Origin of the sequence: uncultured Rothia sp. (genome assembly GCF_963544205.1) — a bacterium.
In the GTDB taxonomy this organism is placed as follows: Bacteria; Actinomycetota; Actinomycetes; order Actinomycetales; family Micrococcaceae; genus Rothia.
This window is the reverse complement of sequence record NZ_CAUUDY010000013.1, coordinates 1-15,559: the sequence shown is the minus strand read 5'-3', so window position 1 is coordinate 15,559 and position 15,559 is coordinate 1. Positions and strand designations below refer to the sequence as shown.

Here is a 15,559-nt window from a genome sequence, read left to right as displayed (position 1 = left end):
CGCGGAGGCGATGCCGCATTCTGGAAGGTGTGTCCCTGTATTGTACCGGTTTTTGACGGAATGATATGAGGGGCACCTAACCCGCCGAGATTCCCCGGGGTGGCCTGAGTGGTGAAGCTCGGGCGGGAACCCTGACGAAAATCTCGGCGGATTAGGGCGCGGTGCCGCGGTGCGCATCGGGCGGTGCACACCGACAGCGGTTAGTGCCGCGCTATAGTTCGGCGGCTACTAGCGGCTACTTGGCCTGCTCGAGTGCCTCGCGGACGGTCTGCAGCAGCTCTTCCCAGGAGACGTCGAACTTGGACAGGCCCTCAACCTCGAGCTTCTCCACGACCTCCGGGTAGGAGACGTGAGCGGAGATAGCGTCCAGAACCTCGTTGGACTCGGAGTAGTTCGGAACGATGGTGTTGCCGGTGACCTCTCCGTGGTCGGCAACAGCGTTCAGGGTTGCCTCAGGCATGGTGTTCACGGTGTTGGGTGCAACCAGGCCGGTCACGTACAGGGTGTCGGGCAGTGCGGGGTCCTTCACGCCGGTGGATGCCCACAGTGGGCGCTGTACGTTCGCGCCGTGTGCCTGCAGACGTGCCCAACGCTCGGAGGAGAACATTTCCTCGAATACCTCGTAGGCGAGGCGTGCGTTTGCCAGGCCTGCCTTGCCCTTGAGCTGTACAGCGTCGCCACCGGCAGCTTCGAGGCGTGCATCGATTTCGGTGTCTACGCGGGAGACGAAGAAGGATGCGACCGAGTGGATGGTGGACAGGTCCTTGCCGTTCTCCAGTGCCTGCTCCAGGCCGAGCATGTAGGCGTTGATGACCTCGCGGTAGCGGGTCAGGGAGAAGATCAGGGTCACGTTCACGCTGATGCCAGCTGCCAGGGTTTCTGCGATGGGGCGCAGACCTTCCTGGGTTGCGGGGATCTTGATCATGACATTTTCGCGGCCCACGCGCTCGTAGAGTTCACGTGCCATCTTGGCGGTGCCTTCGGCGTCGCGTGCCAGGCGGGGGTCAACCTCGATGGAGACGCGGCCGTCAAAACCGTTGGATGCCTTGTAGACGGGTGCGAATACGTCGCAGGCGTTGCGCACGTCGTCGCAGGTTGCGGCGAACACTGCCTCTTCAACGCTTGCACCGGCGACAGCAAGCTCACGCATCTGCTCGGCGTATGCGGCACCCTTGGAGAGCGCACCAGCGAAGATGGTGGGGTTGGTGGTCACGCCGACAACGTTGTGGGTCTTGATGAGTTCGGCGAGGTTGCCGCTGGTCAGACGCTCGCGGGAGAGGTCGTCAAGCCAGATGGAGACGCCGGCGTCGGAAAGCTTCTGAGTGGACTCAGACATGTGAAAACCTTCGATTCTTTGTCGAGATTGAAATATCGAAATTGAAAATTGAGATATCAGTGAAATCTTCTGGGCGGCGGTAGGCTCCGGCTGAGTGGTCAGCCGGAGCCTACCCGTTGCGCCTGCACCCCACCCGTACAGAGGCGTCCGTACAGAGGAGCCCGCACAGGAGGGGGCGCAGTGTGCGCGGCAGTTACCGCGGCGTTGTTACTGCTTACTTAGCGGCGTCGATGGATTCCTTAGCGGCAGCCACGACAGCCTCCGCGGTCACACCGAATTCGCGGTACAGGGTCTTCGCATCGGCGGATGCACCGAAGTGCTCGATGGACACGGCGCGGCCGGCGGTGCCGAGCAGGTCGTACCAGCTCATTGCCAGGCCAGCCTCGACGGAGACGCGGGCTGCAACCGAGGAGGGCAGGACCGACTCGCGGTACTCTGCGTCCTGCTCAGCGAACCACTCGCGCGACGGCATGGAGACCACGCGAGCCGCGATGCCCTGCTCTGCGAGGGTTGCGCGAGCCTGAACGGCGAGCTCAACCTCGGAGCCGGTAGCGATCAGGATGACGTCCGGGGTGCCCTCGGTGTCAGCCATGATGTAGCCGCCGCGTGCGGTGCCCTCAGCGGAAGCGAACTTCTCACCCTCAGCGTCCGCGTGCACGTCTTCACGAGCCCAGACGGGCAGGTTCTGGCGGGAGAGCACGAGGCCTGCGGGGCGGTCGGACTTCTCCAGGATGGTGCGCCATGCGACGGCGGTCTCGTTTGCGTCCGCGGGGCGAACCACGTCGAAGCCGGGGATAGCGCGCAGCGAGGAGAGGTGCTCGATCGGCTGGTGGGTGGGGCCGTCCTCGCCCACGCCGATGGAGTCGTGGGTCCACACGTACAGCGCGGGAACGCCCATCAGTGCGGAGAGGCGGACAGCCGGGCGCTGGTAGTCGGAGAACACGAAGAAGGTGCCCGAGAACGCACGGGTGGGGGAGGAGAGCACAATACCGTTCACGATGGCTGCGGCAGCCTGCTCACGGATACCGAAGTGCAGAACGCGGCCGTAGGGGTTGCCGGTCCAGTCTTCGGTGGTGCGCGATGCCGGGTTGAAGGACTCTGCACCCTTGATGGTGGTCAGGTTCGAGCCGGCGAGGTCAGCGGAGCCGCCCCACAGTTCGGGGAAGGTGTCAGCAATAGCGTTAATGACGGTGCCGGATGCCGCGCGGGTTGCCACGGAGGTGCCAGCCTCGAACACGGGGAAAGCAGCCTTGTAGTCTGCGGGCAGTTCGCCCGCGACGAGGCGCTTGTACAGTTCGGCGCGCTCGGGGTTTGCCTTAGCCCATGCCTCGAACTTCTCGTCCCATGCCTTGTGTGCCGCAGCGCCGCGCTCAACGAGCTGGCGGGTGTGTGCCAGCACGTTCTCCTCGATGAAGAAGCTCTTGGCGGGGTCGAAGCCGAGCAGTTCCTTGGTTGCGGCGACCTCTTCAGCACCGAGCTTGGAGCCGTGCACTGCGCCGGTGTTCTGCTTGGTGGGTGCAGGGTAGCCGATGATGGTGCGTAGCTCAATGAAGGAGGGCTTGTCGGTGACAGCCTTCGCACGCTCAATAGCGGCGTACAGTTCTGCGACGTCCTCAACGTAGTCGCCGGTGCGGGTCCAGTCCACGCGCTGAACATCCCAGCCGTAGGACTCGTAGCGCTTTGCTACGTCCTCGGTGAAGGCAACGTCGGTGTCTTCCTCAATGGAGATGTGGTTGCGGTCCCAGACGACGATCAGATTGCCGAGCTCCTGGTGACCTGCGAGCGCGCACGCCTCGGCGGTGACGCCTTCCTGCACGTCACCTTCGGAGGCGATGACGTAGACGTGGTGGTCGAAGGGGGAGGTGCCCGGTGCTGCTTCGGGGTCGAACATGCCGCGCATACGGCGCTGTGCGTAGGCGAAACCAACGGCGGATGCCAGGCCCTGGCCGAGCGGGCCGGTGGTGATTTCTACACCCTTGGTGTGCTTGTATTCGGGGTGGCCGGGGGTGAGGGCACCCCAGGTGCGCAGGGCTTCCAGGTCCTTCATTTCCAAGCCGTAGCCACCGAGGAACAGCTGAGTGTACAGGGTGAGGGAGGTGTGGCCGGGGGACAGGATGAAGCGGTCACGGCCTTCCCAGCGGTCGTCGGAGGGATCCTGGTTCATGACCTTCTGGAAGAGCAGGTAGGCGACCGGCGCCAGGCTCATTGCGGTACCGGGGTGGCCGGATCCGACCTTCTCTACGGCGTCAGCGGCGAGGATACGTGCGGTATCTACGGCGCGCTGGTCGGTTTCTGTCCACTGGAAGTTCTCTGCCACGTGGGTGTCCTTTCACAACGTGAGTGGATGCGCCAGCAGGCTTGTGCTAGCGCGCTGTCCGTCGGGTGTAACGTGCCTTCCGGGGTGCTTATTCCCGCGCCGGTAGGTGACGGGGTAGGTACCAGGGTAGGTGCGGGGCACACGGGGTGCTGTGTGCGGGGCGTCCGGAGAGTTGTTTCGACCCTTTCGTTTTAACAGGATAGTTCACTGGGCGGCAGTATCCGGTGTGTGAATGCAGACATTCACAGGGTGATACGCGGCTGAGATGGAGAAAAAGCGACGGCACAACGCGGGCTCCGCGGATTTCACGGTGAACGTTTGAGCTGTGTTTCTGAGCTATGCGCTGAATATTGTTCAGTAACGTAACAATTTTTGTGTAAGTGGTGAAGCTCATGTTAAGGTTGAGCAGGAAGGTTGCGGACCGAAACAGTGGTTGGGTCGGTCTGCATCTCGGTGATTGAAGCCCCTCCTCCGCGTGGGAACTGATGATTATCTTGCTGTGGTGGCGAGATATAAGGTTCTGGAGAAGGGTGCTATCTTTTAGTCTCTGACTGTGCACACTGTGTGTGGTTGAGGCTAAAGGTTTGTGTTAAATAAATGGGCGCCGGATATGGTCGGAAACATATCCGGCGCCCGCCTTTTAACTTTCGGTTGCTTTAGCTGTATGCGCGAAAAGCGCTACCACCTGCCAGGTTGCTACTAGTCAGACCACTTGAACTTGCGCGAGGCAATAAACCCAATGACCACGGTCCACACGATGATTACCCAGTGCGGTTCGGCGAGCCACTGATGCTGAATGAAGTTGCCGCGCAACGCATCGCCCAGAGCCGCTGAGGGGGACCACGCCACAACCCCGGCGTACCAGTCCGGGAAGGACTTCAGCGGGAACACCACGCCGCCGGCGCCGGCAAGAATCACCCAGGCGATATTCACGATGGCGAGGGTCGCCTCTGCACGCACCGTACCGGCGATGAGCAGACCCAGCGCCGTAAACGCGCCGGCACCCATGAGCATCGTGATGATGGAGCGCGAGACGGCGATAGCGTCCGGACGCCAGCCCAGACCGTAGCCGAGCACCGCAACCAGCGTGAACTGAATCGCCACGACCACCAGCACCGCAATGCACTTGCCCATAATCAGACCGTTGCGGCCCAGGGGAGTGGTCGCCAGGAATCGCAGCACACCGTAGCGGCGATCAAAACCGGTGGCAATGCCCTGACCGGACAACGCCGTAGAAATCACGCAGAGCGCCAGAACGCCGGGGACCGCCGCATCCATGCGGGACACGCCGACCGAGTTTGCGTACTCATCAATCAGGCCGGTAAAACGCAGGGCGATAAGCGCCATGACGGGAAAAATAATGTTCAGCATCAGCTGCTCGCCGTTGCGGAGCATCGCCATGGTCTCGTAGCGGCCCTGCTCGATGACGCGCACGAGCGGGTAGTTTGCGCGCGGGGGAATGTACTCCTCATCTTCGTCAATGGAAGAGACCTTGGGGCGGGTGTTTACGGCGCGTTCTTCCATTTGGCGTTCTTCCGCCCGGTTCTCTTCCGCCTGAAGTTCTGCTCGCTCGTTGTCGGCACGTGAGGTGTTGCTGCGTGCGGTGTTGCTCATCGGATATCACGTCCTGAAATGTCGAGGAAGACATCCTCAAGAGTCTTCGGTTCCATGGTCAGAGAAATGGGCATGAGGTAACGCTCGGCAAGAGCGGAGGTGAACGCCGCCAGGTGCTCGGGGCGCAGCGTACCGACCAGCTCGTACTCGCCGGGCACGGAGGGCGCGCCGTCGCAAGCCGGGGTGTAGGGCGTCTTTTCGATGAGCTTCACGCCGGCGCGCAGATGCGCGGGCAGTAGTTGCTCGCGGGTGGGGGTGGGCGCATCCAGGGTGTAGCGCAGGCGGTTCGTGCCGTCGCTGGCAATGAGCTCGGAGACGGTGCCTTCCTGAACCGTGGTGCCGTTTTCAATGATGTAGACGTAATCGGCGAGCTTCTGAGCGTCGTCAATCAGGTGCGTGGTGAGCACGATGGCGGTTCCGAGTTCACGCTGTTCACGAATAATGTCGAAGACAACGTTGCGGGATTGAGGGTCGAGGCCCGCGGAGGGCTCGTCAAGGAAGAGCACGTCCGGGCGGCCGATGAGGGCGGCGGCAAGGGAGACTCGCTGCTTCTGACCACCCGAGAGACGGCGAATCGTGGTGCCGTTAAAAGCGTCAATGCCGAGGCGTTCTGCGAGCTCTTCGACCGGGTACGGGTCGGTGTACATGGTCGAGATGTGCTCGAGCAGCGGAATGGGATGCATAGCGTTGGGTAGGCCGCCATCCTGGAGCATAATGCCGACCTTGGCGCGTAGCTCCGGGTCCGCCTGCAGCGGGTTTTCGCCGAGGAGGCGCACGGTACCGCGGGTGGGCTTGAGCAGGCCCTGGGCGCAGGCGAGGGTCGTGGTTTTGCCGGCGCCATTAGCACCGAGCAGGACGACTACTTCACCGGGGAAGACGCGCAGGTTGACCTTGTTGACGGCGCGGTAGAGCCCGCTGGCGGTGAGCCGTTCGGGGTATTTGGTGCGGAAGGCGCGTGAGGGCTTGAACTCTTTGATGAGGTCTTTAATGCTAAGCGCTGGTTCTTCTGCGATGATGCGTCGTCGTGCGGTGGGGGAGGCGCTGGGCTCCGTGTGGTGCTCAGTGCGCGCCGTTGGTGCGGCGGATGCACGCCCCGGGTGGTCCTGCTGGCCCGCGGTGGTGGTCTCCATAGACAGTCACTTTCGATTTTTTCGATGAATGAGCGTGTGTGCACCTTTCATCTTATGCCCTAACTCACGTTTAAGGCACACCCGTTACGACTCAAATGTTCACCTTCAGGTTGAAAAGTTATCAAGTAGGGGTACCTAACTAGCCAAAGAAAAAGTAATTAGGACATACTTTATTTGTGTATTCCGTGAACAAGACCTCTCAGCGCGCCTCAACGAACGAGGCGCAGACCCGAAACGGCACCCGAACCGCCGCCTCGGGCTCTACTGGTGCTTCCAGCACAAAGTCCTCCGCGGCACGCACATCCAAGCGCAAAGCCGAGGCAGAAGAACGCACGAGGGACCGCGTTCTCCGCGAAGTTCTCAACAACGGCCCCGTATCCGCAGCAACCCTCGGTGAGCTCCTCAGCCTCACCCCCGCAGCGGTACGCCGCCACCTCGACGCCCTCGAATCCAACAACATGATCGAGGTCGCGCCCATCAAAAAGCACGGCGCCGGAGCCGGACGACCCGCCCGCCGCTACGTAATCGCCCCCCAGGGCCACGAACGCCTCGGCAACGACTACCTCATCATCGCCCGCGACGCCCTGCAAATGCTCCGCGACACGGTCGGACAGGAAGCCCTCGAAGCTTTCGCCTCCGCCCGCGCCGCAGAAATGGAAGCCCGCTACCGACCCGTCGTAGAAGCCGCCGGAGACGACGTAGCAGCCCGAGCGCAGGCGCTCGCAGAAGCCATGAGCAAGGACGGCTTCGTGGCGACAGCTCAGGTCACCGCGCCTCCTGCAGGACGAACTGTTCCCGAACACTTTCTCGCGAGCATTCAACTGTGCCAGGGCCACTGCCCGGTACGCGACCTCGCCGGCGACTTCCAGGTGTTCTGCGAACAGGAAACCGGGATTATTTCCGACCTGCTCGGCGTTGATGTGCGTAGGCTCTCGACCATGGCTTCGGGCGCTCACGTGTGTACCACGCACGTGCCCCTGAACCGCGTCACCGCCGAGAGCGAGAAGAACGCCGAGGAATCCGCAGAGAAACCTTCCGCGTAACGCTCACAGCAGTACCCGGCGGCACGCCCCTGACGAACCCGTAAGGGGCGCGACCCGCACGCTGAAACCCGCCCACACCACGCACCGCTACGCGTCGTGGTTGAGCGCGGCATCAGCCCCTAAACTACCGCGCCTGCAACCGGCAGGTGACGGAGAGAAATGTAATAACCATCGAAGAAAGGCCGTAATGACTGAGAAAGTTGGGCAGAACGCCAACGACACCGTCATTTCAGAGATCCTGGAGATGAACCCCGAACTCGAGGGCATTGGTAACTACGAGTACGGTTGGGCAGACTCCGACGCAGCAGGCCAGGTAGCAAAGCGCGGCCTGGACGAGGACGTCGTGCGCGACATCTCTGCAAAGAAGAACGAACCCCAGTGGATGCTGGACATGCGTCTGAAGGCGCTGAAGTTCTTCGAGCGTAAGCCCATGCCCACCTGGGGTGCGGATCTTTCCGAAATCGACTTCGACAACATCAAGTACTTCGTGCGTTCGACCGAGGGTCAGGCGGCTTCTTGGGATGAACTGCCCGAGGACATCCGCACCACCTACGAGCGTCTGGGCATTCCCGAGGCGGAGCGTAACTCGCTCGTCGCGGGTGTGGCTGCACAGTACGAGTCCGAGGTTGTGTACCACCAGATCCGTGAGGACCTGGAGAAGCAGGGCGTGATCTTCGTCGACACCGACACCGGTCTGCGCGAATACCCCGAACTGTTCAAGGAATACTTCGGCTCCATCATCCCGATTGGTGACAACAAGTTCTCCGCACTGAACACCGCTGTGTGGTCCGGTGGCTCCTTCGTGTATGTTCCCCCGGGAGTTCACGTGGAGATTCCTCTGCAGGCGTACTTCCGTATTAACACTGAGAACATGGGTCAGTTCGAGCGCACCCTGATCATCGCTGACGAGGGCTCCTACGTTCACTACATTGAGGGTTGCACCGCCCCCATCTACAAGTCCGACTCCCTGCACTCCGCAGTGGTTGAGATTGTGCTGAAGAAGAACGCACGCGTTCGCTACACCACCATCCAGAACTGGTCGAACAACGTCTACAACCTGGTGACCAAGCGTGCGGTTGCGCACGAGGGCGCCACCATGGAATGGGTGGACGGCAACATCGGTTCGAAGGTCACCCAGAAGTACCCGGCTGTTTACATGGTCGGCGAGCACGCTAAGGGTGAGACCCTGTCCATCGCATTCGCGGGTGAGGGTCAGCACCAGGACACCGGCTCGAAGATGGTTCACATTGCACCGAACACCTCCTCGACCATTGTGTCCAAGTCCGTGGCACGTAACGGCGGCCGTAGCGCATACCGCGGCCTGGTTCAGGTTCGTGAGGGCGCTAAGCACTCCAAGTCCTCCGTGGTCTGTGACGCACTGCTGGTGGACACCATTTCCCGCTCCGACACCTACCCCTACGTGGATGTCCGCGAGGACGATGTGACCATGGGTCACGAGGCGACCGTTTCCCGCGTCTCCGAGGACCAGCTGTTCTACCTGATGCAGCGCGGCCTGAGCGAAGAAGAAGCAATGGCGATGATCGTCCGCGGCTTCGTTGAGCCTATCGCCCGCGAGCTGCCGATGGAGTACGCACTCGAACTGAACCGCCTGATCGAACTTCAGATGGAAGGATCTGTGGGCTAATGCCGACCAACGAAGAAACCCTGGGTTACCACTCCCCGATCATCCCCGGCATGGACCAGGAGGGCGAGAAGCTCGCCACCGAGTTCGCCCACGATGACACCCTGTACCGTGCCACCGAGGCACACCACCAGGGCTCCAACCCGAACAACGTCCAGAAGGTACTCGAAGCATCCCGTGCAGAGCGTAAGACCTCCTACAATGTGGAGGACTTCGCGCCCCTGACCGGTCGTGAAGAGGACTGGCGCTTCACCCCGCTGAAGCGTCTGGGTGGCCTGCACCTGGAGAAGCTGACCGGCACCGCACCGGCACCGCAGATCACTGCACCCGAGCAGGTTCAGGTTGAGACCGTCTCCCGCGAGGATGCACGCATCGGCTCCGCAGGTATCCCCGAGGACCGCGTGGCAGCGAACGCGTGGTCCAGCTTCACCGAAGCAACCGTGGTGACCATCCCCGCCGAAGCTGAACTGGCTGAGCACGTGGAAATCGACATCACCGGCACCGGCAACGAGGCTGCCGCACAGCACATCGTGATTGAGGCTAAGCCCTTCTCGAAGGCTGTCGTGGTTCTGCGCCACACCGGCTCCACCATCCTGGCACAGAACGTTGAGTTCGTGGTGAACGACGAGGCTGAGCTGAACGTTGTTTCCGTGCAGCAGTGGGCTGACGACGCAATCCACGCTTCCGCACACTACGCTAAGCTGGGCCGCAACGCACGCTTCAAGCACGTTGTGGTGTCCCTCGGCGGCGACCTGGTGCGCGTGACCCCCTCCACCAAGTTCACCGCTCCCGGCGCTGAGACTGAAATGTACGGCCTGTACTTCGTAGACGCAGGTCAGCACATTGAGTCCCGCCTGTTCGTGGACCACTCCGTACCCAACTGCAAGTCCCGCGTGACCTACAAGGGCGCGCTGCAGGGTAAGGGTGCGCACTCCGTATGGGTTGGTGACGTTCTGATTGGTAAGGATGCAGAAGGCACCGACACCTACGAGCTGAACCGTAACCTGCTGCTGGAAGTTGGCCCCCGCGCCGACTCCGTGCCGAACCTGGAGATTGAGACCGGCCTGATTGAGGGCGCCGGCCACGCATCCACTACCGGCCAGCTCGATGAGCAGCACCTGTGGTACCTGCAGGCTCGCGGTATTCCGGAGGCTGAGGCACGCCGTCTGGTCGTGCGCGGCTTCCTGAATGAGATCATTCAGCAGATTCGTGTTCCCGAACTTGAAGAGCAGCTCACCGAGGCCCTTGAGGCAGAGCTCGCCCTCAGCAACAACTAAGCTTTACCAGGAGAAATCAATGTCTACTCTTGAAATCAAGGACCTTCACGTCTCGGTTATCCTCGACGATGAAACCACCAAGCCCATCCTGAAGGGCGTTAACCTGACCATCAACTCGGGCGAGATTCACGCAATCATGGGCCCGAACGGTTCCGGTAAGTCCACTCTGGCTTCCACCATTGCTGGCCACCCCAAGTACCAGGTTGATTCCGGTCAGATCCTGCTCGATGGTGAGGACATCACCGAGATGAGCGTGGACGAGCGTGCACGCGCAGGCCTGTTCCTGGCTATGCAGTACCCGGTTGAGATCCCCGGTGTGACCATGTCTAACTTCCTGCGTTCCGCTAAGACCGCTGTGGACGGCAAGGCTCCCTCCCTGCGTACCTGGACTAAGGACGTTAAGGAAGCCATGAAGAACCTGGAGATTGACCCCGCGTTCATCGCACGTAACGTGAACGAGGGCTTCTCCGGTGGTGAGAAGAAGCGCCACGAGATCCTTCAGCTGGAGCTGCTCAAGCCCAAGTTCGGCATCCTGGACGAGACCGACTCCGGTCTGGACGTTGACGCACTGAAGATCGTGTCTGAGGGCGTGAACCGTGCGCACGAGGCTAACGACATGGGCGTCATGCTGATTACCCACTACACCCGCATCCTGCGCTACATCAAGCCGCAGTTCGTGCACGTGTTCGTGGACGGCAAGATGGTTGACCAGGGCGGCCCCGAGCTGGCTGACCGCCTGGAAGAAGAGGGCTACGTTTCTTACGTGGGTAAGAAGTAAGCTTCTTCTCCTACCGGATTCTGACAGAAAGATAGGACTATGACTGAGACTGTGCAGGGTCGTGTTCCTCAGGAAGAGATTGAGGAAGCCCTCAAGGAGGTCATTGACCCGGAGCTCGGCGTCAATATTGTTGACCTCGGTCTGCTCTACGGTCTGCGCTGGGATGAGGATGGAACCCTCATTCTGGACCTGACTCTGACCACCGCAGCCTGCCCGCTGCAGGAGGTTATTGAGGAGCAGGTTCAGAGCAACCTGGATAACCTGGTTGATTCTTGGCGTGTGAACTGGGTTTGGATGCCGCCGTGGGGTCCGGAGCGTATTACTGAGGACGGCCGCGATATGATGCGCGCGCTGGGCTTCAACATCTAAGCTCCTGACTCGCAGATAAGGTACCCGCCCGGTGCCGAAGGTATATACCTTCCGCACCGGGCGGGTATTTTGTGTCTTATGGGTTTTGCGCCTACCTAGTCGTCCAGGTGCAGCAGCTTCAGCGAGTATTCGTACTTGATCATCAGGGTCGAGCGGGTCGGCTCCGGCAGCAGAGCCAGACGGCGCGGGTCAGTATTATCCGCGACATCGGCAAGCTTCACCAGGCGAGCCAAATCATTCACACGCACCCTACCCAGGTACGCCTCGTAGGATTCGCCGGGGCGGCGGGTCAAGGCATCAATCGCATCCACAATACGCGCCGAGAAGTAACGGGCCAGATATGCGAGGGAAACGCCGGTATCCTCCACCGTGTCGTGCAGCAACGCCACAATCTGAGCCTCAGTCTTCAGTTCCTCCAAAGACGAATCGGGATGAGTGGCGGCAGCCATTTCAGACACAAGCTTACGTGCCCCAAGAGCCACACGGCGAGGGTGGGAGATGTAGGGCCAGCCGTTACGATCAGTCTGCCCCTCATGCGCCTTGTCAGCGATGCTGTCTGCCAGGCGAACCATCTCTTTGTAGTAGTTATTCGACATGAGAACCTCCGTTGGTTTAGACTCCTGCGAGTTGACGGCACCCGCGACCGTGCCGGTACGTTGCGCTAAGCCGATACGGAACGGTAGCTGGTACCAACACTCTACGCCAGCTGTGGGGCGGCGGTGGCGGAACTCGCCCAAAACACCCTTAATACGTCAAATATGACGCGTAGAAGAAGAACACAGGGCGTTTTTCCTTCTGAACTTGTGGGTTTGGTGCCCTTTCTGCCGTGTATCTGCGGTTGGTAACAGGCATTCAGGAGGCGCCCGCCACCTCCACGAAAGTGTCCTCCGAACCCTTTTGCACCGCCCGGTGTAACTCGCCCAAAATCTCATATGGTGGCAAAAAATTTCTGTCTTTTTCTGGCGAAAATCGGTGCGCAAACCGCCCAACACAAAGGCAGTTTAAGCGTGTTTAGCACACACCGATACACACTCATCAAACGAAAAAAATGCTCGCCCTCCGTGCCCTGCTAAAACCTTCAAAAACCCGTATTTTTGCGCGAAAATACGCGATAAACTGGGGGCAACCAAACATCGGAGAACACCATGGCAGAGCTCTACGAGCGCTTCGTCGCTTTGTATCCCTACCCACACGAGCGAATCCGCCACGGCGCCCCACGAGCCGAACTTAACCGGCGATACCTCGAACACCTCTACGAGGGCAAGAACCGGGGAACAACCCCCATCGTGGTTGCCCTCGACCCGACCCTGCTCGGAACCATTGAGAATAACGTCTCCCTACGTACCTCAACCCCAGTGCAGGACATCACCGCCGACACCGTCAAGCGGTACGCACACGACCTCATCACCGACCAACATCGTTACCTGGATCAAGTCGGTGTAGAAGTTGCCGCGCACGAGGCGTTCCGGCACCTGAACGAGAGCACCTACCTGCAGACCTACCGCCGCCTCATGGAAAACGGCGAACTCGGCGAAGACGATATTGGTACGCCCCTGAAAGCGGAGTACCCCTTCGAACTGACCGCCGGCATCATCAATGAGAAGGTCAAAACCACCGACATTGACAGTGCCGCGGAACTGCTGATTATGGACCTGCCGCTGCGGGATGTATCCGGGGTATTTGCCTACCTGCCCTTTGGCGGGTGGGATTCCAGCCCCAGCCCCGAGGCGATGCTGTCCATTGCCCGCTACTGGTTTGAACGCGATGACGCCTACCCGGCTGTTATCGCCTCAGACTTTATCGAGTTCTACACGCCGGTGCCGGTCACAACCCGCCGCGACGCCGAAATCCTAGCGGTTGAGCACACGATGGTTTCCTCGGCGATGCCGGTGCGTGTCTACCGCGGCTTCGACAAGCTCGTGGAGGCGCTCTACGGTCAGCACGACTGGTACCTGTGGTGGGAGCAGCTCCCGGCGGCGCTCCTCATTGAAACACCCTAAACCAGCCTAGCTAGGCGAGTTAAAGCGAAGGGGCGTGATGAACCTACACGGTTCACCCCGCCCCTCTCGCGTATCTGCGTTATTTCAGCTCGTCCACGTGTCGCGCGCGCAAAGCACGAGCGGTCGCCGTCGCGTAATCAACCGCCTGCACCACCCACGGAATCAGCAGCCGCCAATACATGCGCTTGGGCAGGTTACGCGCCACCGCCGCCCTGCGCAACGCACCCCAACGGTCCATGAGCGCCGGAATCGACCGGACCATTAACGCAATCAGCAGACCCAGACGCTCGGGGGAAAGACCCACGAAACGCAACGGCGAACACAGCCTCACAAAGCCATCAATCAGAACCGGCAGGGGAGTGCTCACCAGCAGAGCGCGGGACGCATAAAAAGCCGTCAGCATGGTCGCGATAGCATCCGCGCCGGAGGCGTACTGACCCGTCAACACGTAATAGCCGACCATAATCAGTAGCAGCAGAGACAGCGTGCAAACCACCAGCCACAGCTGGGAGGCCGGCACACCAGCCCACAACGCGCAGAACGTGGACGCCACCAAAGCCACCAGCGCCACCTGCCAACCGGTCACCGCCAACAGCAGAAACAGCCCAAAGAAGAGCGTGCTCTTGAACCACAGCGGCGCCCGATGCACCGGCGTGTTCAACGGCTGGTAGAAACCCACCAGCAGAGTACCGGGGTTGAAATCCGAGCCTTGGGCGGCGGGGCGAGGATTCACGCGCGGCGTGTTAGCGCCCATGCGCGCCTCCTGCTGCATCCGCGTTGTCGCCTGCGTCTTCGATATCGGCGCCCTCGTTCGGGAATCCTTCGGCACACCACGTGCGGTACTGCTGAACCAGCGGCGCCGCGTCCCCCTGGGCGAGCAGGCGCCCATCGTGAATAATGACGGCTTCATCGCAGGACGCCGCCAAATCCAGATCGTGCGTGCTGAGCACCAGCATCTGATCCAGCGACTCCAAGTGCTTGAGCAGCCGCGCGCGATTGCGCAAATCCAGCAGGGTGGTCGGCTCATCGAGCAGAAGAATCTGCGGGCGCGCCGCCAGCACGCTGGTGAGGGCAACCAGCTGCTTTTCGCCTCCCGAGAGGGTGAAAACGCTCTGGTCCGCCAGACGCTCGAGGCCGCGCTCGCGGAGCAGTTCACAAATCCGTTCGCGGCGCTGCTCACCGCTGAGGGCACTACCTTCAACGGCGGCGGCACGGCGCAGGCTCAGGTCAATATCTTCGGCGACGGTGGGCATAATCAGCTGCGCCTCCGGCTGGGCGAAGAGCATGCCCACACCCTCAAAAGCGCCTTGCGCACCAGTGCGAGAACCCGCACCCTTCGAGTCGCGGCGCGGCGCCTCCAGGGTGTCGACACCGTTCACGCGCACAATACCTTCATCCGGGTGGGTGAGCCCATTGAAAAGCCCCAGTAGGGTGGACTTGCCGCTACCGTTCAGACCCAGCACCGCGGTGCGCTTCGCCGTGAACCGCAGGCTCACATCCTTGAGGATACGGCGATGCCCGCCTTCGGGCAGCTCAGTGAAAACACTCACCGATTCAAGCTCAAGGGCGGGCATGCTGGTAGAGGCGCTCACCGCCTGCTCGCCCTGCACCTGCTGCGGTGCAGGCTGGCGCGTGGAGCGGCGAAAAAACATAGCTATCCTCTCGTGTGGCACATCGTGTGCCTTTAACGCTGGGCAGAAGCCAGGGACGGGAAGGCGCGGCGTACCGACAAACCAACCAGAACCGCGATCGTGGACTTCACCAGATCCCAGGGAACGAATACCATTGCCGCGCTGAATGCGGCGTTAAAAGTCATGTGGGCGTTCACCATCATACCGGCGATACCGCAGGCGGTCAGAACCACAAAACCGCAGAAGTTCGCGACCAGAGCCATGAGGAAGGTCGCACCAATCGAACGGGTGTTGCGGGTGAACAGGTAGGCGAGGGTACCGGCAATAGCGGCGAAGGGCAGGAAGCCGAGCAGGTAGCCGGCACTCGGGGAGGCGAGCGTACCCAAACCGGCGCCGCCCTTAGCGAAGATGGGCAGGCCAGC

At 61.1% G+C, this 15,559-nt stretch carries 14 protein-coding genes; 6 read left to right on the top strand and 8 right to left on the bottom strand.

Going from position 1 to position 15,559, the window contains the following annotated elements; translation table 11 throughout:
- Nucleotides 1–235: 235 nt before the first annotated feature.
- From tal to RWZ58_RS06960, 4 genes are all read right to left on the bottom strand, one after another.
- Nucleotides 236–1,336, bottom strand: coding sequence for a transaldolase (gene tal / locus RWZ58_RS06975; RefSeq protein ID WP_296545335.1), 1,101 nt, complete (start codon nucleotides 1,334–1,336; stop codon nucleotides 236–238).
- 214 nt (nucleotides 1,337–1,550) lie between these two features.
- Nucleotides 1,551–3,653: a transketolase gene (gene tkt / locus RWZ58_RS06970; protein ID WP_314658134.1), complete on the bottom strand. Its 2,103-nt coding sequence runs from the start codon at nucleotides 3,651–3,653 to the stop codon at nucleotides 1,551–1,553.
- 699 nt (nucleotides 3,654–4,352) lie between these two features.
- The gene (locus tag RWZ58_RS06965; RefSeq protein ID WP_314658133.1) at nucleotides 4,353–5,267 is read right to left on the bottom strand and encodes an ABC transporter permease; all 915 of its coding nucleotides are present in this window, start codon (nucleotides 5,265–5,267) and stop codon (nucleotides 4,353–4,355) included.
- The gene (locus tag RWZ58_RS06960; RefSeq protein ID WP_314658132.1) at nucleotides 5,264–6,397 is read right to left on the bottom strand and encodes an ABC transporter ATP-binding protein; all 1,134 of its coding nucleotides are present in this window, start codon (nucleotides 6,395–6,397) and stop codon (nucleotides 5,264–5,266) included. The genes RWZ58_RS06965 and RWZ58_RS06960 overlap by 4 nt, the downstream gene beginning before the upstream one ends.
- 176 nt (nucleotides 6,398–6,573) lie before the next feature.
- On the opposite strand from RWZ58_RS06960, the gene RWZ58_RS06955 reads away from it, so the two are divergent.
- The 5 genes from RWZ58_RS06955 (at nucleotide 6,574) to RWZ58_RS06935 (ending at nucleotide 11,506) form a co-directional block, all read left to right on the top strand.
- Complete coding sequence (locus RWZ58_RS06955) at nucleotides 6,574–7,440, top strand: metalloregulator ArsR/SmtB family transcription factor (protein WP_070830764.1); 867 nt, start codon at nucleotides 6,574–6,576, stop codon at nucleotides 7,438–7,440.
- A 187-nt stretch (nucleotides 7,441–7,627) separates the two neighbouring features.
- Nucleotides 7,628–9,085, top strand: coding sequence for a Fe-S cluster assembly protein SufB (gene sufB, locus RWZ58_RS06950; RefSeq protein ID WP_070830766.1), 1,458 nt, complete (start codon nucleotides 7,628–7,630; stop codon nucleotides 9,083–9,085).
- Nucleotides 9,085–10,359 (top strand): Fe-S cluster assembly protein SufD, encoded by a 1,275-nt coding sequence (sufD, locus tag RWZ58_RS06945; RefSeq protein ID WP_303981778.1) that lies wholly within the window; start codon nucleotides 9,085–9,087, stop codon nucleotides 10,357–10,359. The genes sufB and sufD overlap by 1 nt, the downstream gene beginning before the upstream one ends.
- Nucleotides 10,360–10,378: 19 nt before the next feature.
- Nucleotides 10,379–11,137, top strand: a complete 759-nt coding sequence (gene sufC / locus RWZ58_RS06940; protein ID WP_049356992.1) for a Fe-S cluster assembly ATPase SufC — start codon at nucleotides 10,379–10,381, stop codon at nucleotides 11,135–11,137.
- A gap of 39 nt (nucleotides 11,138–11,176) precedes the next feature.
- On the top strand, nucleotides 11,177–11,506 hold the full coding sequence (locus RWZ58_RS06935) for a metal-sulfur cluster assembly factor (protein WP_005506103.1): 330 nt from the start codon (nucleotides 11,177–11,179) through the stop codon (nucleotides 11,504–11,506).
- Nucleotides 11,507–11,601: 95 nt separating this feature from the next.
- Here RWZ58_RS06935 and RWZ58_RS06930 read toward each other — a convergent pair whose 3' ends face one another.
- Nucleotides 11,602–12,102: an HD domain-containing protein gene (locus RWZ58_RS06930; protein WP_005509108.1), complete on the bottom strand. Its 501-nt coding sequence runs from the start codon at nucleotides 12,100–12,102 to the stop codon at nucleotides 11,602–11,604.
- A 549-nt stretch (nucleotides 12,103–12,651) separates the two neighbouring features.
- Between RWZ58_RS06930 and RWZ58_RS06925 the strand changes: the two genes are divergently transcribed.
- A complete protein-coding gene (locus RWZ58_RS06925) occupies nucleotides 12,652–13,506 on the top strand; it encodes a DUF4253 domain-containing protein (protein WP_070616336.1) in 855 nt (284 codons plus the stop codon).
- 79 nt (nucleotides 13,507–13,585) lie between these two features.
- On the opposite strand, the gene RWZ58_RS06920 is transcribed toward RWZ58_RS06925, so the two are convergent.
- The 3 genes from RWZ58_RS06920 to RWZ58_RS06910 all read right to left on the bottom strand — a co-directional run.
- Nucleotides 13,586–14,260: an energy-coupling factor transporter transmembrane protein EcfT gene (locus RWZ58_RS06920; protein WP_314658131.1), complete on the bottom strand. Its 675-nt coding sequence runs from the start codon at nucleotides 14,258–14,260 to the stop codon at nucleotides 13,586–13,588.
- A complete protein-coding gene (locus RWZ58_RS06915) occupies nucleotides 14,250–15,158 on the bottom strand; it encodes an ABC transporter ATP-binding protein (RefSeq protein ID WP_314658130.1) in 909 nt (302 codons plus the stop codon). Before RWZ58_RS06915 ends, RWZ58_RS06920 begins: the two co-directional genes overlap by 11 nt.
- A gap of 32 nt (nucleotides 15,159–15,190) precedes the next feature.
- Nucleotides 15,191–15,559: biotin transporter BioY (locus RWZ58_RS06910; protein ID WP_314658129.1), on the bottom strand; the 369-nt coding region annotated here is incomplete at its 5' end.